The organism is Sphaerotilus sp. FB-3 (assembly GCF_023706025.1).
In the GTDB taxonomy this organism is placed as follows: domain Bacteria; phylum Pseudomonadota; class Gammaproteobacteria; order Burkholderiales; family Burkholderiaceae_C; genus Sphaerotilus; species Sphaerotilus sulfidivorans.
This window is the reverse complement of record NZ_BQWE01000046.1, coordinates 83,864-102,521: the sequence shown is the minus strand read 5'-3', so window position 1 is coordinate 102,521 and position 18,658 is coordinate 83,864. Positions and strand designations below refer to the sequence as shown.

20 protein-coding genes are annotated in these 18,658 nt (G+C 71.6%); 12 read left to right on the top strand and 8 right to left on the bottom strand.

Features of this window, described 5'->3' with window-relative positions; all coding sequences use genetic code 11:
- Window positions 1-62 precede the first annotated feature (62 nt).
- The 9 genes from NFT33_RS15960 (at window position 63) to NFT33_RS15920 (ending at window position 8,655) form a co-directional block, all read left to right on the top strand.
- The gene (locus NFT33_RS15960) at window positions 63-758 is read left to right on the top strand and encodes a Bax inhibitor-1/YccA family protein (RefSeq protein ID WP_149502564.1); all 696 of its coding nucleotides are present in this window, start codon (window positions 63-65) and stop codon (window positions 756-758) included.
- A 246-nt stretch (window positions 759-1,004) separates the two neighbouring features.
- The gene (locus tag NFT33_RS15955; protein ID WP_220786033.1) at window positions 1,005-2,075 is read left to right on the top strand and encodes a glycosyltransferase family 2 protein; all 1,071 of its coding nucleotides are present in this window, start codon (window positions 1,005-1,007) and stop codon (window positions 2,073-2,075) included.
- Window positions 2,076-2,100: 25 nt separating this feature from the next.
- Complete coding sequence (locus NFT33_RS15950; protein WP_251676816.1) at window positions 2,101-3,387, top strand: class I SAM-dependent methyltransferase; 1,287 nt, start codon at window positions 2,101-2,103, stop codon at window positions 3,385-3,387.
- Window positions 3,384-4,493: a CDP-glucose 4,6-dehydratase gene (gene rfbG / locus NFT33_RS15945; protein WP_251676814.1), complete on the top strand. Its 1,110-nt coding sequence runs from the start codon at window positions 3,384-3,386 to the stop codon at window positions 4,491-4,493. The genes NFT33_RS15950 and rfbG overlap by 4 nt, the downstream gene beginning before the upstream one ends.
- On the top strand, window positions 4,490-5,080 hold the full coding sequence (locus NFT33_RS15940) for a dTDP-4-dehydrorhamnose 3,5-epimerase family protein (RefSeq protein ID WP_220786035.1): 591 nt from the start codon (window positions 4,490-4,492) through the stop codon (window positions 5,078-5,080). The genes rfbG and NFT33_RS15940 overlap by 4 nt, the downstream gene beginning before the upstream one ends.
- Window positions 5,080-6,462 carry a DUF4910 domain-containing protein gene (locus NFT33_RS15935; protein ID WP_251676812.1) on the top strand — a complete coding sequence of 461 codons (1,383 nt, stop codon included), beginning with the start codon at window positions 5,080-5,082 and terminating at the stop codon, window positions 6,460-6,462. Before NFT33_RS15940 ends, NFT33_RS15935 begins: the two co-directional genes overlap by 1 nt.
- Window positions 6,459-7,259 carry a sugar phosphate nucleotidyltransferase gene (locus NFT33_RS15930; RefSeq protein WP_251676810.1) on the top strand — a complete coding sequence of 267 codons (801 nt, stop codon included), beginning with the start codon at window positions 6,459-6,461 and terminating at the stop codon, window positions 7,257-7,259. The genes NFT33_RS15935 and NFT33_RS15930 overlap by 4 nt, the downstream gene beginning before the upstream one ends.
- Window positions 7,259-7,909: a PIG-L deacetylase family protein gene (locus NFT33_RS15925; protein WP_251676808.1), complete on the top strand. Its 651-nt coding sequence runs from the start codon at window positions 7,259-7,261 to the stop codon at window positions 7,907-7,909. The genes NFT33_RS15930 and NFT33_RS15925 overlap by 1 nt, the downstream gene beginning before the upstream one ends.
- Entirely contained in the window at window positions 7,906-8,655 is a 750-nt protein-coding gene (locus NFT33_RS15920) for an SDR family NAD(P)-dependent oxidoreductase (RefSeq protein WP_251676806.1), read from the top strand. Before NFT33_RS15925 ends, NFT33_RS15920 begins: the two co-directional genes overlap by 4 nt.
- Here the strand turns inward: NFT33_RS15920 and NFT33_RS15915 are convergent.
- The 5 genes from NFT33_RS15915 to hemA form a co-directional block, all read right to left on the bottom strand.
- A complete protein-coding gene (locus NFT33_RS15915; protein ID WP_251676804.1) occupies window positions 8,622-9,233 on the bottom strand; it encodes a UbiX family flavin prenyltransferase in 612 nt (203 codons plus the stop codon). The two genes, NFT33_RS15920 and NFT33_RS15915, sit on opposite strands and share 34 nt — an antisense overlap.
- An 11-nt stretch (window positions 9,234-9,244) precedes the next feature.
- A complete protein-coding gene (grxD, locus tag NFT33_RS15910; RefSeq protein WP_251676802.1) occupies window positions 9,245-9,559 on the bottom strand; it encodes a Grx4 family monothiol glutaredoxin in 315 nt (104 codons plus the stop codon).
- A 100-nt stretch (window positions 9,560-9,659) separates the two neighbouring features.
- Window positions 9,660-10,481: a peptide chain release factor N(5)-glutamine methyltransferase gene (prmC, locus tag NFT33_RS15905; protein WP_251676800.1), complete on the bottom strand. Its 822-nt coding sequence runs from the start codon at window positions 10,479-10,481 to the stop codon at window positions 9,660-9,662.
- Entirely contained in the window at window positions 10,478-11,560 is a 1,083-nt protein-coding gene (gene prfA / locus NFT33_RS15900) for a peptide chain release factor 1 (protein WP_251676799.1), read from the bottom strand. The genes prmC and prfA overlap by 4 nt, the downstream gene beginning before the upstream one ends.
- A complete protein-coding gene (hemA, locus tag NFT33_RS15895; RefSeq protein WP_251676797.1) occupies window positions 11,557-12,840 on the bottom strand; it encodes a glutamyl-tRNA reductase in 1,284 nt (427 codons plus the stop codon). Before hemA ends, prfA begins: the two co-directional genes overlap by 4 nt.
- A gap of 86 nt (window positions 12,841-12,926) precedes the next feature.
- Here hemA and NFT33_RS15890 point away from each other — a divergent pair, with 86 nt between their 5' ends.
- Window positions 12,927-13,235 (top strand): hypothetical protein, encoded by a 309-nt coding sequence (locus NFT33_RS15890; RefSeq protein WP_251676795.1) that lies wholly within the window; start codon window positions 12,927-12,929, stop codon window positions 13,233-13,235.
- A gap of 34 nt (window positions 13,236-13,269) precedes the next feature.
- Here the strand turns inward: NFT33_RS15890 and NFT33_RS15885 are convergent, their stop codons facing one another.
- The gene (locus NFT33_RS15885) at window positions 13,270-14,223 is read right to left on the bottom strand and encodes a LysR family transcriptional regulator (protein WP_251676793.1); all 954 of its coding nucleotides are present in this window, start codon (window positions 14,221-14,223) and stop codon (window positions 13,270-13,272) included.
- Window positions 14,224-14,234: 11 nt separating this feature from the next.
- A complete protein-coding gene (locus tag NFT33_RS15880) occupies window positions 14,235-15,242 on the bottom strand; it encodes an MBL fold metallo-hydrolase (protein WP_251676791.1) in 1,008 nt (335 codons plus the stop codon).
- Here NFT33_RS15880 and NFT33_RS15875 point away from each other — a divergent pair.
- Complete coding sequence (locus tag NFT33_RS15875; protein WP_251676789.1) at window positions 15,213-15,833, top strand: response regulator transcription factor; 621 nt, start codon at window positions 15,213-15,215, stop codon at window positions 15,831-15,833. The genes NFT33_RS15880 and NFT33_RS15875 overlap by 30 nt on opposite strands.
- An 84-nt stretch (window positions 15,834-15,917) precedes the next feature.
- Here NFT33_RS15875 and NFT33_RS15870 read toward each other — a convergent pair whose 3' ends face one another.
- Window positions 15,918-17,690 carry a sensor histidine kinase gene (locus NFT33_RS15870; protein ID WP_251676787.1) on the bottom strand — a complete coding sequence of 591 codons (1,773 nt, stop codon included), beginning with the start codon at window positions 17,688-17,690 and terminating at the stop codon, window positions 15,918-15,920.
- A 288-nt stretch (window positions 17,691-17,978) separates the two neighbouring features.
- Here NFT33_RS15870 and NFT33_RS15865 point away from each other — a divergent pair, with 288 nt between their 5' ends.
- On the top strand, window positions 17,979-18,593 hold the full coding sequence (locus NFT33_RS15865) for a response regulator transcription factor (RefSeq protein WP_220786046.1): 615 nt from the start codon (window positions 17,979-17,981) through the stop codon (window positions 18,591-18,593).
- The last annotated feature ends 65 nt before the right edge of the window (window positions 18,594-18,658 follow it).

Here is an 18,658-nt window from a genome sequence, read left to right as displayed (position 1 = left end):
GCATCCACTGATCCGTCGTGATCCGTTCCTGTCTTTCCGCTGTCTCCGAAGGAGCTACTGCCATGTCCGACCTGTTCCAGAACCACGGTTTCGCGTCTGTCGCGATGCCCAGCGCCGCCGAGCGCAACCGCGTGATGCGCAACACCTACATGCTGCTCGCGCTGTCGATGATCCCGACTGTGCTGGGCGCCTGGCTGGGTGTCGCCACCGGCCTGACCCGCGCGATGTCGCCGCTGGTCGGCCTGATCGTGTTCATGGCCGGCGCGTTCGGCTTCATGTTCGCGATCGAGAAGACCAAGAACTCGGCCGCCGGCGTGCCGATCCTGCTGGCCTTCACCTTCTTCATGGGTCTGATGCTGTCGCGCCTGATCGGCACGGTGCTGGGCCTGTCCAACGGTGCCGGCCTGATCATGACCGCCTTCACCGGCACCGGCCTGATCTTCTTCGGCATGGCCACGCTGTCGACGGTGATCAAGCGCGACCTGTCGTCGATGGGCAAGTTCCTGTTCATCGGCATGATCATGGTGCTGGTGGCCGGCATCGCCAACATCTTCCTGCAGTCGAGCGCGCTGATGATCACGCTGTCGGTGCTGACGATCGGCATCTTCTCGGCCTTCATCCTCTATGACCTCAAGCGCATCGAGAACGGCGAGGAAACCAACTACATCACCGCCACGCTGGGCATCTACCTGAGCCTGTACAACGTGTTCCAGTCGCTGCTGTCGCTGCTGGGCATCTTCGGCGGCAACGACGACTGAGTGTCGGACGGCCAGATCGCCGCGCCGGCCTGACCGGCGTGGCGCTCCCGGTCTAATCTGATCTCCCGGGCAGGGCGCCCGACTGCTGACGCGGTCGGGCGCCCTGCCGCTTTCTGGACTTCCGGCACCGCCGCGCCCCGTCAACCGGGGGACTCTGTCGCGGGATGGCTTTCCAGTGGACAGTCTCTGAAGATAATGATTCATGAGTAACACATGGTTACCATGGGTGTCATCAGAGAGTCCCCGATGCCTGCTTCCGCCTCCGCGCCCATCGCTGCCGATCCGGCCGTCTCGATCGTCGTACTGAACTACAACTACGGCCGCTTCGTGGCCGCAGCGATCGAATCCGCGCTGGCGCAGACCGCTCCGGGCTGCGAGGTGATCGTCGTCGACAACGGTTCGACCGACGATTCGGCCGAGGTGATTGCGCGCTATGCGGACCGGGTGAGGGTGGTACGCCAGCCGGTCAACATCGGCCAGGGCCAGGGCTACAACCTCGGCATCGCGGCGGCGCGCGGCCAGTGGATCGTCTGGCTGGATGCCGACGACCTGCTCGATCCTGACGCGATCGCCACCTGCCTGGCCGCGGCCGACGACCACACCGCCAAGGTCCAGTACGCGCTGCGCCTGATCGACGCCGAGGGCCGGCCGCTCGGCGGCACCATGCCCTATCTCAGTCACCACGGCGATGTGGTGCCGATCATTCGCCGGCTCGGCCACTACGCCGGCCCGCCCGGCAGCGGCAATCTCTACCGGCTGCGTGCGGTCGCGCCCTATTTCCCGGTCGAACCGAAGGACTGGCCGATCTGCACCGACACCGTGCCGTTCCTGACCGCGCCCTTCCACGGCCGCGTGCTCCATGTCGAGCGTCCGCTGGGCAGCTACCGGCTGCACCGCAAGCCGGCCGACCGCGATGCGCCGGGCTACCGCGGCAACTACAGCGGCAGCGTTGGCCAGGAGGTGCGGCTGGTGGTCGACAGCCGCGAGCGCACGCTCGAGCTGCTGCGCCAGCGCTCGGGCTTCTGCATCGACGCGCCGGTGCTGATGCTGCCCACGCATGTGCGCCACCGCATCACCTCGTGGCGCTGGGCGCGCGAGTCCCACCCCTTTCCCGAGGACAGCGCCGAGAGCCTGTGGGCGCTGATGCGCGCGTCGCTGCAGCACTGTCCCGGCTATGGCGAGGCGCAGCGCGCCGCACTGCTGGCCTGGGCGGCCGGCGCGCTTTTCCTGCCCGCGCCGATGGCCGGCGCGGTGATGAACGGCGCGCAGCCGCTGCGCGAGGCGCTGGACCGCTGGCGTCGCCGCTCCATTTCCTGATCCGATTGCCGAGAAGAAGTCCGCCATGAACGACGACACGAATGACGACACGAACGATCCGACGAGGGTGGACCGCCTGCTGCCGGCCTGCCGCTTCTGCGGCACGCCGCTGCGCACCAGCTTCGTCGACCTGGGCCTGAGCCCGCTGTGCCAGACCCACATCGAGGCGCACCAGCTCGGCGAGATGGAGCGCTTCTATCCGCTGCATGCGCGCGTGTGCGAGCAGTGCTTCCTGGTGCAACTGCCGGCCTTCGTCGCGCCGGACGAGATCTTCGGCGAGTACGCCTACTTCTCGTCCTTCTCGTCGAGCTGGGTCGAGCATGCGCGCCGCTACACCGCGCAGATGACCGCGCGCTACCGGCTCGGCGCGCACAGCCGCGTCGTCGAGGTCGCCAGCAACGACGGCTATCTGCTGCAGCACTTCGTCGCCGCCGGCGTGCCGGTGCTGGGCATCGAGCCGGCGGCCAATGTCGCGCGCGCCGCCGAGGCCCGCGGCGTGCCGACCCGGGTGGACTTCCTGGGCGAGGCCACCGGCCGGGCGATCGCGGCCGAGTTCGGCGCCGCCGACCTGGTGCTGGGCAACAACGTGCTGGCCCATGTGCCCGACATCAACGACTTCGTGCGCGGGCTGCGCGCGCTCTTGGCGCCCGCGGGCGTCATCACGATGGAGTTCCCGCACCTGATGCGGCTGATCGAGCGCAACCAGTTCGACACCATCTACCACGAGCACTTCAGCTACCTGTCGTTCTCGACGGTGGAGCGCATCTTCGCCGCGCACGGCCTGGTGCTGCACGATGTGGAGGAACTGCCGACGCACGGCGGCTCGATCCGCATCCACGCGCGCCACGCCGCGAATGCGGCGCTGCCGGTGGGCGAGCGCGTGGCCGAGATGCGCGAGCGCGAGCGCACGCTGGGCTATCACGCGATCGAGCGCTATCTCGGCTTCGGCGAGCAGGTCCGGCAGGTCAAGCACCGGCTGCTGTCCCACCTGATCGAGGCGAAGGCGGCCGGCCGCAAGGTGGTGGGCTACGGCGCGCCGGGCAAGGGCAACACGCTGCTGAACTACTGCGGCATCCGCAGCGACTTCCTCGACTTCACCGTCGACGCCAATCCCTACAAGCAGGGCAAGTTCACGCCCGGCACCCGCATCCCGATCCTCGCGCCCGAGGCGCTGCGCCAGGCGCGGCCCGACGAGGTGCTGATCCTGCCGTGGAACCTGAAGGACGAGATCGTCGAGCAGCACGGCTACATCCGCGAATGGGGCGGGCGCTTCATCGTGCCGATCCCGCAGCTCGAGGTGATCACGCCATGAACGCCGCCGTCATCGATCCCGCCTTCTGGCGCGGCCGCCGGGTGATGCTGACCGGCCACACCGGCTTCAAGGGCGCCTGGCTGGGGCTGCTGCTGCACCGGCTCGGCGCCGAGGTGCTGGGCTTCTCGCTGCCGCCGCCGACCACGCCCAGCCTGTTCGATCTGGCCGGCGTCGGCGCCGACCTGCGCATCGTCACCGGCGACGTGCGCGACGCCGCGGCGCTGGCGGCGGCGGTGCGCGACTTCGCGCCCGAGGTGCTGCTGCACATGGCCGCGCAGTCGGTGGTGCTGGACTCGTACGCCGATCCGCTGGGCACCTACTCGACCAACGTGATGGGCACCGCGAACCTGCTCGAGGCGGTGCGCCGCGCCGGCCTGACACGGCCGCTGGCGCTGGTCAACGTCACCACCGACAAGGTCTATCACAACCAGCGCTGGCTCTGGAGCTACCGCGAGAACGAGGCGCTGGGCGGGCGCGACCCGTACTCGAACAGCAAGGCCTGCTCGGAGCTGGTGACCCAGTCCTTCGTCACCTCCTTCTTCCCGCCGGAGCGGCGGGCCGAGCACGGCGTCGCGGTGGCCTCGGCACGCGCGGGCAACGTCATCGGCGGCGGCGACTGGACGCCGCACCAGCTGGTGCCGGCCATCATCGCCGCGGCGCAGGCCGGGCAGCCGGTGGCGCTGCGCAACCCGGCCGGCGTGCGGCCCTGGCAGCATGTGCTCGACTGCCTGCACGGCTACCTCGGCCTGGCCGAGCGGCTGCTGCGCGAGCCGCATCGGGCGGCCGGCGACTGGAACTTCGGACCGCCCTCCGACGAGTTGGTCACCGTCGCGCAGGTGGCCGAGGGCGTTGCCCGCCACTGGGCGCTGTCGCCGGCCTGGACCCAGGCGCCGGGCGAGCGTCCGCCCGAGGAGCCCGAGCTGCGCCTGGACTGCAGCAAGGCCGCGCGACAGCTGGGCTGGCGCTGCCGGCTGGCGACGCCGCAGGCGCTGGACTGGGTCGCGCAGTGGCATCTGCGCCATCAGGCGGGCGAGGGCGCGCGCCAGATCTGTCTGGACCAGATCGACGCCTTTCTCGCGCACCTCGGGCTGGAGGCGCCGCGATGAGCACGCTGCGCTGCGTCGCTCTGGCGATCGAGGGCGCTTTCCGGCTCGAGCCGCAGCCGGTGCAGGACGAGCGCGGCGGCTTCGCGCGGCTGTGGTGCCGCGACACGCTGCGCACGGCCGGCCTGGACGAGGCGCGGCTGGCGGTGATGCAGACCAGCGCGTCCTTCAATCGCCGCGCCGGCACGCTGCGCGGCCTGCATTTCGCCTGGCCGCCGGCGCAGGAGGCCAAGGTGGTGCGCTGCGCGCGCGGGCGCATGCTCGACGTGCTGCTCGACCTGCGGCCCGGTTCGCCGACCTGGCTGCGCCATGTCGCGGTCGAGCTGGATGCCGACACCCGTCAATCGCTGGTGGTGCCGGCGGGCGTCGCGCACGGCTTCCAGACCCTGGTCGACGACACCGAGGTCCACTACATGATGAACGAGGCCTGGCGGCCGGACTGCGCCGCCGGCGTGCGCCCGGACGATCCGGCCTTCGGCGTGGCCTGGCCGCTGCCGGTCGCGGCGATCTCCGAGCGCGACCGCGACGCGCCCGACTTCGACGCCGACGCGCACCGCCGGCGCTGGTCGGCCGGCGGGGAGGGCCGCTGATGGCGCTGCTGCTCGACGAGCTGCGTTCGGCCGACGGCGCCGCCGAGGCCGGCGCGCAGGCCTGGCGCCTGGCCGAGGCGATGTATCCGCTGTGCCGCAGCCTGACGGGCGCCGGCGTGCGCGCCACGCTCGACCTGATCGAGACGCAGGGCGGCCTGCCGCTGCAGCGCACCGAGGTGCCCAGCGGCACGCCGGTGCACGACTGGGAGGTGCCGCTCGAGTGGAACGTGCGCGACGCCTGGATCGCCGATGCCGCCGGCCGGCGGGTCGTCGACTTCCGCGCCCACAACCTGCACCTGATGAGCTACTCGGTGCCGGTGCGCCGCCAGATGACGCTGGAGGCGCTGCAGCCGCACCTGCACTCGCTGCCCGAGCGGCCCGACGACATTCCCTACCGCACCAGCTACTACCGCGAGCACTGGGCCTTCTGCCTGCGCCACCGCGACCGCGAGCGCCTCGGGCCCGGCCCCTACGAGGTGGTGGTCGACAGCACGCTGGCGCCGGGCCACCTGACGCTGGCCGAGTGCATCGTGCCCGGCCAGAGCGACGACGAGATCCTGGTCCACACCCATGTCTGCCATCCCTCGCTGGCCAACGACAACCTCGCCGGCATCGCGGTGGCGGTCGAACTGGCGCGGGCGCTGGGACGCAGCCGGCCGCGCCACACCTGGCGCTTCATCTTCGCGCCCGGCACGATCGGCTCGCTGACCTGGCTGGCACTGCGCCCCGAGGTGCTGCCGCGGGTGCGCGCCGGCCTGGTGCTGGGCCTGCTGGGCGACGGCGCGCCGCTGCAGTACAAGCGCAGCCGCCGCGGCGACACGCTGACCGACCGCGCCGCCGCGCATGTGCTGGCCGGCATCGAGGGCGCACGCCTGCTCGACTTCGAGCCCTACGGCTACGACGAGCGCCAGTACGGCTCGCCCGGCTTCGACCTGCCGGTGGGCCGGCTGACCCGCTCGGTCAACGGCGGCTACCCCGAATACCACTGCAGCGCCGACGACATGACGCTGCTGCGCCCGCAGGCGCTGGCCGGCGCGCTGCAGGCGCTGGCACGGCTGGCGCAGGTGCTCGACGGCAACCGCCGCCTGCTCAACCTCAGCCCCTTCGGCGAGCCGCGGCTGGGCCGGCGCGGGCTCTACCGCAGCACCGGCGGCCACGCGCCGGGCGCCTTCGAGCACGCGCTGCTGTGGGTGCTGAGCCAGTCCGACGGCACACACGACCTGCTGGCCATCGCCGAGCGCGCGCGGCTGCCCTTCGAGGCGATCGAGGCCGCCGCCGAGGCGCTGCAGCAGGCCGGGCTGCTGCGCGATCTCGCGCCGGACGAACCCGCTCCGGCCTTCACGATCCCTGGCTCCCAGACCCCGAAAGGCACTCCGACATGAAAGTCGTCCTGTTCTGCGGCGGACTCGGCACGCGGCTGCGCGAGCATTCCGACACCATCCCCAAGCCGCTGGTCAACATCGGCGTGCGGCCGATCCTGTGGCACCTGATGCGCTACTACGCGCACTTCGGCCACAAGGAATTCATCCTCTGCCTGGGCTACCGCGGCGACCTGATCCGCGACTATTTCCTGAACTACAACGAGTGCCTGTCGAACGACTTCGTGCTCAGCGAGGGCGGCCGGCGCATCGAGCTGATGCGCAGCGACCTGCAGGACTGGAAGATCACCTTCGTCGACACCGGCCTGCACGCCAACATCGGCCAGCGCCTGCTGCGGGTGCGCCAGCACCTCGGCGACGACGAGGAGTTCCTGGCCAACTATGCCGACGGCCTGAGCGACCTGCCGCTGGACCGCCACATCGCCGAGTTCCGCGCGCGCGGCGCCACCGCCAGCTTCGTCGCGGTGCCTTCGCCGCAGAGCTTCCACACGCTGCACGGCGACGAGGACGGCCTGGTGACCTCCTTCGGCCCGATGAGCGAGGCCAGCCTCTTCTGGATCAACGCCGGCTTCTTCTGCCTGCGCCGCGAGATCTTCGATCTGATCGAGGAGGGCGACGAGCTGGTGGAGGCGCCGTTCCAGCGCCTGATCGCGCAGCGCCGCCTGGGCGTGTTCCGCTACCGCGGCTTCTGGCAGGCGATGGACACCTTCAAGGACAAGATCACCTACGACCGCATGGAAGGCCGCGGCGATTGCCCGTGGATGGTCTGGAAGGACGCGCGCCTGCAGGGGGCGGCCTGATGCTTCGGCTCGATCCGGCCGCCGGGCGCCAGCGGCTGCATCTGCTGTGCCTGGGGGCGCACAGCGATGATCTGGAGATCGGCTGCGGCGGCGCGCTGCTGCGCTGGCTGGCCGAGGTGCCCGAGCTGCACCTGACCTGGGTGGTGCTGAGCGCACCGGGCGAGCGCGCCCGGGAGGCGCGGCGCAGCGCGCGTGCGCTGATGAAGGGTGCGGCCGGGCTGGAGATCGTCATCGGCGACTTCGCGGACGCGCAGTTCCCGGCCGAGCTGCCGCGGCTGAAGGCCTTCCTGGCCGAGCTGGGCCGGCGGGTGTCGCCCGACCTGGTGCTGACGCACCGGCTGGAGGACCGCCACCAGGACCACCGCACGGTGGCCGAGCTGACCTGGCAGACCTGGCGCGACCATCTGATCCTCGAGTACGAGATCCCGAAGTACGAGGGCGATCTTGGCCAGCCCAATGTCTATGTGCCGCTGACGGCCGAGCAGGCCCGGCGCAAGGTCCGCCACCTGATGCGCCACTTCGGCAGCCAGCGCTCGAAGGGCTGGTTCTCGGAGGCGACCTTCCGCGGCCTGATGGCGCTGCGTGGCATCGAATGCCGCGCGCCCGACGGCCAGGCCGAGGCGCTGCACGCGCGCAAGGTGGTGCTGTGAGCGCAGACGGGCCGCCGCCGCAGCGGCTGGTGCTGCTCAGCGGCGGCTCGCGCGGGCTGGGTGCGGCGCTGGCGGCGGGCTGGCGCGGCGAGGGCTGGCGGGTGCTGACGCTGTCGCGCACCGAGCCGCCCGACACGCCGCCGGGCGACTGGATCCGCGCCGATCTGGCCGATCCGGTCGCGGCCGCCGCCGCGCTGTCGGCGGCGCTGGCCGGCATCGATCCGGCCGGCGTGGCGGCGCTGATCGTGCTGCACAACGCCGCGACGCTGGAGCCGCTCGGCCCGGTCGAGCAGGCCGCGCCCGAGGCGCTGGCCGCCGGGCTGCAGGTCGGTCTGATCGCCGGGGTCACGCTGCTGGCCGCCGCGATGGCGCATTTCCGCGCCAGCCCGGGGCGCAAGATCGTCGCGCAGGTCAGCTCGGGCGCGGCGCTGCGCAGCCACGCCGGGCTGACGGTCTACGGCGCGGCCAAGGCCGGTCTGGATCATTTCATCCGCGGGCTGGCGGTCGACGAGGCGACGCAGTGCCGGCCCTTTCTCCCGGTCGCGCTTGATCCGGGGGCGATGGACACCGCGATGCAGCAGCGCCTGCGCCAGCGGAATGCGGCCGGCAGCCGCCAGCGCGAGCAGGCCGGCCAGCTCGGGGCGGTGGAGGAGGTCGCGGCGTGGATGCGCGCGCTGCTGGCCTCACCCGGGCTGAAGCCGGGCTCGCGCCATCATGTGCGCGACGGGCTGGCCGGCGTCGCCTGACCGAGCCCCGCCCAGGCCTGCGGCCGGGCCGCGGCGATGCCGGCGAGCTGCAGCACCCGCTCGACCGTCTCGTCGACCAGCTCGGCGATGGTCTGCGGCCGGTGGTAGAAGGCCGGCAGCGGCGGGAAGACGATGCCACCCATCTCGGTGACGGCGGTCATGTTGCGCAGGTGGGCCAGGTTGAACGGCGTCTCGCGCACCATCAGGATCAGGCGGCGGCGCTCCTTGAGCGTCACGTCGGCCGCGCGGGTCAGCAGGTTGTCGCCGAAGCCGTGCGCGATCGCGGCCAGCGTCTTCATCGTGCAGGGCGCGATCACCATCGCCGCAGTGTCGAAGCTGCCGCTGGCGATGCAGGCGCCGATCTCGCCGGGCGCATGCGCGACCGCGGCCAGCGACTCCAGCGCGCGCCGGTCCAGGCCGCACTCGTGGTGCACGTTGAGCACGCCCGAGGGCGTGACCACCAGATGCGTCTCGACGCCCAGGTCGCGCGCGCGCTCGAGCAGGCGCACGCCATAGGCCGCGCCGGACGCCCCGGTGATGCCGACGACCAGCCGCGGGCGCGTCGCCGGGGCGGTCATCGCGTCCGGCATCAGGCCTTCGGGGCCAGCAGCTGCTGCAGCTCGCCGGCCTGGTACATCTCCATCATGATGTCCGAGCCGCCGACGAATTCGCCGTTGATGTAGAGCTGCGGGATGGTCGGCCAGCTCGAGTAGTCCTTGATGCCCTGGCGGATCGCCGGATCCTCGAGCACGTTGACGGCCGTGATCTGGCTGACGCCGCAGGCCTTCAGGATCTGCACCGCGCGGCCGGAGAAGCCGCACTGCGGAAACTGGGCGGTGCCCTTCATGAACAGGACAACCGGGTTGCCCTTGACGAGTTCGTCGATCTGCTGATGGGTGCTCATGGCGTGGTTCGGGGGGAGTGGGAAAGAGGATCGGGAATCAGGGCCGATTTATAAGGCAAAGCGGCAGCGCCGGCCTGCGGACCGCAAGAGACCGCGCCGCTCAGTCCGGTCGGCGCGCGCCGGTGCAGCGGCGGTGGCCGGCCAGGTCCTGACGGTGTGCCACCGCCTGCCAGCCGGCCGCATGCAGCAGCGCCGCGACCGCGTCGGCCTGGTCGTGGCCGTGCTCGAGCAGCAGCCAGCCGCCGGGCGCCAGATGCGCCGGCGCGTCGGCGACGATCTGGCGGATCGCGTCCAGGCCGTCGGCGCCGGAAGTCAGCGCCAGGAGCGGCTCGTGGCGCAGCGCCGGCAGGTGCGCGTCGCCCTCGGCGATGTAGGGCGGGTTGCTGACGATCAGGTCGAAGCGGCGCCCGGCCAGCGGCGCGAACCACGCGCCCTCATGCCAGTTCACCGCCAGCCCGAGCCGCTCGCCGTTGCCGCGCGCGACCGCCAGCGCCGCCGGGCTGAGGTCGACCGCGCTGACCTGCGCATCCGGCCGCCGCGACTTGAGCGCCAGCGCGACGGCGCCGCTGCCGGTGCCCAGATCGACCAGCGCGCGGCCCGGCGGCAGCGCGTCCAGCACGTCGAGTGCCCAGTCGACCAGCGTCTCGGTGTCGGGCCGCGGGTCGAGCACGTCGGGCGTGACCGCCAGCATCAGGCCGTGGAACTCGTGCTGGCCGGTGAGATAGGCGACAGGCACCTCGTCCTGACGCCGGGCCAGCCAGTCCTGCCAGCGCGCCTGCTGCGCGTCGTCGAGCGGCGCGTCGTCATGCGTCAGCAGCCAGGTGCGCGAGCGCGCCAGCAGCGCGCCGAGCAGCGCCATCGCGTCCGCGCGGTCCAGCCCCTGCGCCCGCGCCTGGCGCAGCGCCTCGGCGACGGTGCTCATGCCTGCGCCTCCATCTCGGCGAGCAGCTCGGCGGCGCGGGCGGCCTTCAGCGCGGCGATGACCTCGTCCAGGTCGCCTTCCATGATGCTGCCCAGCTTGTAGAGCGTCAGGTTGATGCGGTGGTCGGTCAGGCGCCCCTGCGGGAAGTTGTAGGTGCGGATGCGGTCGGAGCGGTCGCCCGAGCCGATCAGGCCCTTGCGGGTCGCGGCCTCGCGGGCCTGGCGCTCCAGCCGTTCCCTGTCGCGCAGCCGCGCGGCCAGCACCGCCAGCGCCTTGGCCTTGTTGCGGTGCTGGCTGCGGTCGTCCTGGCATTCGGCCACCAGCCCGGTCGGCAGGTGGGTGACGCGCACCGCCGAGTCGGTCTTGTTGATGTGCTGGCCGCCGGCGCCGCTGGCGCGGAAGGTGTCGATGCGCAGCTCGGCCGGGTTGAGCGTGACCTCCTCGGCCTCGTCCGGCTCGGGCAGCACCGCCACCGTGCAGGCGCTGGTGTGGATGCGCCCCTGCGTCTCGGTGGCCGGCACGCGCTGCACGCGGTGACCGCCGGACTCGAACTTCAGCGCCTCATAGACCGTGTCGCCGGCCAGCCGCACGACCACTTCCTTGTAGCCGCCGAGGTCGGATTCGTTCGCCGACATGATCTCGGCCTGCCAGCCCTGGCGCTCGGCGTGGCGCAGGTACATGCGCAGCAGGTCGCCGGCGAAGAGCGCCGACTCGTCGCCGCCGGTGCCGGCGCGGATCTCGAGAAAGGCGTTGCGGTCGTCGTCCGGGTCGCGCGGCAGCAGGGCCGTCTGCAGCTCGGCGCCGAGCCGGGCGATGTCGGCCTCGGCGGCCGCGATCTCCTCGCGCGCCATCTCGGCCAGGTCGGCGTCGTCCAGCATCACGCGGGCGTCCTGCAGGTCGCGCTCGCGCTGCTGCAGCTGCGTCCAGCGCCCGGCCAGCGCCGAGACGCGCGCGTGGTCGCGGGTGAGGGTGCGCAGCCGGCCGATGTCGGCCATGACCTGCGGATCGGCCAGGGCGGCGTCGAGTTCGGCAAGGCGCAGGATCTGGCGGTCGAGCTGCTGGCGCAGGAAAGGCGTCATCGGGTCGGGTTCTCGCCGCGCAGGAACAGCCGCGTGACCGCGTCGATCATCTGCGCGCGCTGCTGCGGGTCGGCGTTGTGGAGTTCGGCCATCGCGCCGTGCAGCATCTTCTGCGTCAGGCCGCGCGCCAGCGCCTCCAGCGCCTCGTCGGGCGAGTCGCCGCGGGCCAGCAGCTTGCGCGCACGGGCCAGCTCGTGCTGGCGCCACTGCTCGGCCTGCGCGTTGAGCGAGCGGATCAGCGGCACGGTGGCGCGCTGGTCGAGCCAGTGCACGAAGTTCTGCACGCCCGACTCGATGATCGCCTCGGCCTGTGCGACGGCCGCCTGGCGCTTCTCGCCGGCGGTCTGCACCACCGCCGACAGGTCGTCGACGGTGTAGAGATAGACATCCTCGAGCTGCGCGACCTCGGGCTCGATGTCGCGCGGCACGGCCAGGTCGACCATGAAGATCGGGCGGCGCCGGCGCGCCTTCAGCGCGCGCTCGACCGCCCCGAGACCGATCAGCGGCAGCGCGCTGGCGGTGCACGACACCACCGCGTCGAACTCGTGCAGGCGCGAGGGCAGGTCGGCCAGCCGCATCACCTCCGCGCCGAACTGCGCGGCGAGCTTTTCGCCGCGCTCGAGCGTGCGGTTGGCGATGGTGATGTGGCGCGGCGCCTTCGCGGCGAAGTGGGTCGCGGCCAGCTCGATCATCTCGCCGGCGCCGACGAAGAGGATGCGGATGCGGCTCAGGTCCTCGAAGAGCTGGCCGGCCAGGCGCACGGCGGCGGCGGCCATGCTGATCGAGTGCGCGCCGATCTCGGTGGCGGTGCGCACTTCCTTGGCGACCGAGAAGGAGCGCTGGAAGAGCTGGTGCAGCGTCGTGCCCAGCATGCCGGCGGCATCGGCCTCGCGCACCGCCTGCTTCATCTGGCCGAGGATCTGCGCCTCGCCCAGCACCATCGAGTCCAGCCCGGAGGCGACGCGGAAGGCGTGGCGCGCGGCTTCCTGGCGCTCCATCACATGGGTGTGGCGCAGCAGCTCGTCGGCGCTGACGTCGCCGTGCGTGGCCAGCCACTCCAGCGTCGGGCGCACCAGCGTGCGGCTCTGCGGCGTCGGGGTGGCGATGTAGAGCTCGGTGCGGTTGCAGGTCGACAGCAGCGCGGCCTCGGGGGTGGCGCGCGACAGGCCGGAGCGCAGGCCGTGCAGTGCCGCCGGGATCTGCTCCAGCGTGAACGCGAACCGGCCGCGCAGGTCGACCGGCGCGGTGTGATGGTTCAGGCTGAGGGCGAAGACGCTCATCGCGCAATTGTAAGATCCCCGGCCTGACTCCTCATCTTGATGAGGCTCATGTTTCCGCTTGATGAACCTCCCGGGAGATCCCGACGATGGGCCCGATCGACGCTTTCTGGCACCTGTGCAATTTCCTGCTGCCGGCGCTGGTGACCACGCTGCTGACCACCGCGGCCTGCCGCGTGCTGTGGCGCCGAGCGCTCGGCGGCCTGTCCTGGCGGACCCTGCTGCGTCCGGCCCTGATCGCAGCGCTGCTGGCGCAGACGGGCGCGCTGGTGCTGGCGGGCCGCGACGGCAGCATGCTCGGCCATGCGGCACTGGTGCTGGCGGTGGCGCTGGCGCTGTGGTGGCGCGCCTTCGGGCCCGGCGTGTCGCGCAGTGGTGACGGCGCGCCCCCGGCCTGAGGGCAGGCGGGATCAGGCCGGAATCAGGCCCGCGTCAGACCGGCGTCGGCGCACCGCTGCACAGCGGATGGGTCTGCCACGGATCACGGTCGGCGTCGCCGAAGGTGTGCAGCATGAAGTTCCAGAACGCGCGGATGCGCGCCGGCACATGCTTGCGCGAGGGCATGGTCATCCACAGCCCCAGGCTCAGCGCATGCCAGCCCGGCAGCACCCGCTCGAGCGCGCCTCGGCGCAGGGCCTCCTCCACCACCAGCGAGGTCAGGCCGGCAATGCCCAGGCCGGCCAGCGCCGCCGCGTAGAGCGTGTCGGTGTGCGCGGTCGACAGCAGCGGCCGGCGCGGCGTGGGCACCCGCACCGAGCGCTTGTCGCCGTCATGGTGAAAGCTGACATCGCGCTGCAGCATCGAGGTCGGCGGCAGCAGCATCTGGTGCTGCTCGAGTTCGAGCGGATCGACCGGCCGGCCGGCGCGGGCCAGATAGGCCGGCGAGGCGCACAGGATCACCTCGCTGCGCGCGAACTGGCGGGCGACGAAATCGCCCTCGGGCGGATCGCGCAGCGCCAGGATGGTGATGTCATGCTGCTCGTCGATGCTGGCGAGATCGACCGTCGAGGTCAGCGACAGCGTGATGCGCGGATGCTCGGCATGGAAGGCCGGCAGATGGCGCGCGAGCTGATGGCTGGCGAAGGCCGAGGGCACCATCACCCGCAGATGGCCGTGCGGCTCCTCGCTGGCGGCCTGCACCAGCGACTCGGCCTCGTCCACGTCGGCGAGGATGGCGCGCACCCGCTCCAGATAGCGTTCGCCCACGCCGGTCAGGGCCAGGCTGCGGGTGGTGCGCTGGATGAGTCGGGCGCCGAGATGGTCCTCCAGCTCGGCCACCAGCCGGGTGACGACCGCTGGCGCCAGGTCGAGCGCCCGTGCGGCACCGGCAAAGCTGCCCTCGTCGATGACGCGGGCGAAGACGCGCATCGCGCGCAACTGATCCATGAGTGCACTCCCTAGACATCGTGAAGCCGCTGCTGGTCGTCGAGGCGCAGTGCGCCGACGGCCAGCAGTTCGGCCAGCAGTTCCTGGAACCACTCGCCCGGGGGGCCGTCGAAGCCTGCCCGGCTGCGGGTCGACTCGAAAAGCGGTGTGGTCTCGGCCCAGGAACGGGCCGCATCGAGAGCCTGTTGCTGCTCTTCCATCAAGTGATATTTCAGCAGAACCTTGCCGGCATGACGGGCATGCAGTGCCGGATTCGCGACAAAACGGGACAGTCGTCTGCCGGCGCGCTGCAATGCGGCCGGCACATCGTCGAAAGGCGTGCCGTGACCGGGAATGACCCGCGCCGGCGCGATGCGGCCGATCAGCGCCAGCGTCTCGGCCACCCGATCGAAGGCGTCGAGGCCGTCGAGCTCCGGAAACACCACGCCGAATCCGTTCTGCCACAGCGCATCGGCCGAGATCAGCACGCCGTCGGTCGCCTCGAACAGCATCAGCGCGTCCGGGTCGTGTCCGGGTGCGGCCAGCACCTCCCAATGCCGCGTGCCGACCGTCAGCCGTTCGCCGGCGGTCAGCGCACCCGCCGCCACGAAGCGCGGGCAGCGCTGGCCGGTCGGTCGGTAGCCCAGCCTGTCTTCGTCCCAGTCTATGACTGCCGCAAGCGATCCGGCAGGTACCAGGATCTGTGAACTGAATGCGGCCTGGACTGTCGCATTTCCGCCGCAGTGATCCGAGTGCAGATGGGTGTTGAGCACCCGCCGCAGCGGCTCGCCCTGCAGGGCGTGGTGCAGCAGGGCCAGGGTCTGCCCGGCGTGGTTGCAGTGACCGGTGTCGACCAGCACCGCGCCCTCGCCGGGATGGCCGTGCAGCACGATGTTGTTGGCGGACAGCCAGCCGCGCTCGAGCACCGTCAGCGGGTCGTGCGGGCAGCGGAAGAGGGCGGTGGAATGGTCGGTCATGGCGCTACATTCATCGGCGGGGAGGAAAGCACCATGAAGTCTGTGCTGCTGATCGATGACCATGTGATGTTCCGGGAGGGACTGGGCCTGCTGCTGGGCCAGCGCCTCGGCCCGATTCGCCTGCTGGAGGCCGGTTCCCTGCACCTGGGCATGAGGCTGCTGGCGGCGCAGGACCGGCCGGTCGATCTGGTGCTGCTCGACCTGGAGCTGCGCGACAGCCGCGGGCTGGCCACCTTCGAGCGCCTGCGCCAGTCCTGTCCGCAGCTGCCGGTGCTGGTGCTGTCGGGATCGGTCGACGACATGCCGGCGGCCGAGCTGATCGAGCGTGGCGCCGCCGGCTTCGTGCCGAAGTCGCTGGGCATCGACGCGCTGGTCGAGCCGGTGCGCCGGCTGCTGCAGTCGGCCGCGCCTGCCGAGCCCGAGCCGCTGTCGCCGCGTCAGCGTGCGGTGCTCGGCCTGCTGGTCGAGGGCAAGTCGAACAAGCTGATCAGCCGCGAGCTCGATCTGTCCGAGGCGACGGTCAAGACGCATCTGCAGGCGATCTTCCGCAAGCTCGATGTCTGCAATCGCACGCAGGCGGTGCTGGCCGCGGTGCGGCTCGGACTGGTCGACGGGCATGAGGCCGAGCGCTTCAGGACGATGACGCACGACTGAGTGCGGCTGGCGTCAGCCTGGGCAGCACCAGGCTGAAGCTGCTGCCCCGGCCCGGTGTCGAGCGCAGGCTCAGCGGGGCCTGCATCAGCCGGGCGCAGCGGCGCACGATGCCCAGGCCCAGGCCGCCGCCCGGGGGGGGGCGTCGTCGAGCCAGGCCGGGTCGAGGCCGGGGCCGGTGTCGATCACCACCAGCCGCACCTGCGTGCGGCCATGCGGGCGCACGCCCACCAGCACGCCGCCGTTCAGGGTGTTCTGCACCGCATTGCCGACCAGGTTGCGCAGGATCTGCTCGAGCAGCAGCGCGTCGGCGATGACCACCGCTGGGGTCGGCCGCACGATCAGCCGCAGGCCGCGGGCCATCGCCAGCGCATCGCAGTCCGCCGCCACGGTGCGCAGCAGCGGCTGCAGCGGCACCGGAGCCGGCCGTGGCTGCTGGCTGCACCCCTCGATGCGCGACAGGTCGAGCAGGCCGTCGAGCAGGCTGGCCATCGTCTGGCTGGTGCGATCGATCTGTCCGGCCAGCTCGGTGATGCGCTGGCCGGTCCGGGCCGGCGCGACCGGCTGCTCCCGCAGGGTCTGGTGCAGCAGCTCGGCCAGCATGCGCAGTGCGCTCATCGGCTGGCGCAGGTCATGGCTGGCCGAGGCGATGAAGCGGCTGCGGGCCTGCACCGCCTGGTTCAGCTCGGCGGTGCGCAGCGCGACCTGACGCTCCAGCTCGAGGCGGTCGCGGTCGCCGCGCATCAGACCCTCGGCCAGCCGGGACAGCAGCTGAGCCGCGAAGACGGCCACGATCAGCGGCACCGCGAACGGGGTCCAGTAGGCATCGCTGACCGTGGTGCGGCCGGTCTGATGGAGGTAGTCGTGCACGCCGGCGACCAGCACCGCGAGCATGCCGGCCGGCATCAGCGCCCGCTGGAACGTGCTGGCGCCGGGCGCATGCCGAACCATCAGTGCCAGGGACCACAGCACCATGACGATCAGCACCGGATAGGCCAGCTGCCGCACCGCATCGCTCTGGCCGGCCAGGATGCCGATCGTGCCCGCCAGCGCCAGCGCGCCGCCGCCGACCTGCAGCAGCCAGCGCAGCCGCGGCGCTTCCTGCTGGACATGGGCGCGCACGAAATGCCCCAGCAGCACCACGGTCAGCAGCTGGAGCAGATAGAACAGCAGACTGCTGAGCGGGCCGGGGACCGGGCTGGCGATGCTGAAATAGGCCTGGTTGCGCAGCGTCGCCAGCAGGGCCAGCAGGCCGAAGCAGCCCAGGGCGCGCTCGTTGCGACGTACCGCCCACAGCAGCAGCATGAACAGCGCGATGCCGCTGGCCGCCGCATTGATCAGCTGCACCGCCAGGCGCTGCTGCTGCCAGGACCATACCGGCCCGCGCAGCAGCAGGTCCTCGGGCCCGATGTGCAGCACGCCCAGGCCGGCGCGCGGGAAATCGCCCGCCACCTCGATCTCGAGCAGGTCGACGCCGTCCTGCCGCCGCGCGGATGGCGGCAGTCGCACCAGGGTGGTGCCGATGCTCAGCAGATGCCGCTCCTGTCCGGCGCGGTCGCTCAGCAGATGGCCGTTGAGCCGGATGCGGTGACGCGAGGGAATGTGCTCGATCCAGAGCGCCAGGTCGGCGCCGGCCGACGTGGATGCCGGCAGCCGGATCCTGTACAGCCCGGTGCCGCGCGGCGGCTCATCGCGTCGCCGCCAGCTGTCCGGCAGGGTGACCGGGCGCCAGCGCGCCTCGCCTTCCTTGCGGAATTCGGCCTGAAGCTGCTGCTGCAGCGGCAAAGGCGTCGCCAACGGGGCGGATCGCGCAGGACCGGCGAGCAGCACCACCACCAGCAGCAGGAGCGCAGGCGGCATGGGTCCAGGTGCGGGCAGGACAAGCCTCCACAGGCCGGACAGGGCGCGGACGGACGGCAGACGCAGGCTGAGCATGGCGCGACAGGCCGGGGAGGGCGGGGGTGACGCCATCTTGCATGTTCCGGCGCCGCTGCGGCTCGGGGATCAGCCATAGGGTTGAGGCCGTGGCTTGACGGCCCGCAAGCCGGCCTGATCCAGCGCGTCTGCACAATCAAGGTGTGATGAGCAGTTCCGGCCAGCCGGAATCCGCCGGCGGGCCGCAGGGCTGCGCCCAGGGGGAGTCTGATCATGAGAACCGTGCTGCTGGTCGATGACCATGTGCTGTTTCGCGAGAGCCTTGCGCTGCTGCTGCGTCAGCGACTGCCCGAGCTGAGGGTGCTGGAGGCCGGTTCGCTCCACCTGGCCCTGCGCCAGTGCGAGCGCCATCCCGACATCGATCTGATCGTGCTGGACCTGATGCTGCGCGACAGCCGCGGCGTGCTGACGCTCGAGCGCCTGCGCCGGGCGTGCCCGGGCACCGCGGTCGTGGTGGTGTCCGGCGCGACCGAGGCCGGTCTGGCGCTGGAGCTGCGCCGGCTGGGGGCCAGCGCCTTCCTGCCGAAGGAGGTCGGCTCGGAGGATCTGCTGGCGCTGCTGCGGCGCTTGCTGCTGCTGCCCGAGGCGGTGGCCGCCGAGCATCGCGAGCCGCTGTCGGCGCGGCAGCGCGAGGTGCTCGAGCGCATGATCGAGGGCAAGTCGAACAAGGCCATCTGCCGCGAGCTCGACTTGTCGGAGGCCACTGTCAAGACCCATGTGCAGGCGATCTTCCGCAAGCTCGAGGTCAACACCCGCACTCAGGCGGTCATGGCGGCGATCCACCTCGGGCTGCATGCCCCGGGCAGTCTGTTGCTTCCGACCGACTGAACCGCCTCATGGCGGGCTTCGGATGAGGCCCCCTGAATGAGGGGGTCAAGGGATTTTCCTGACCT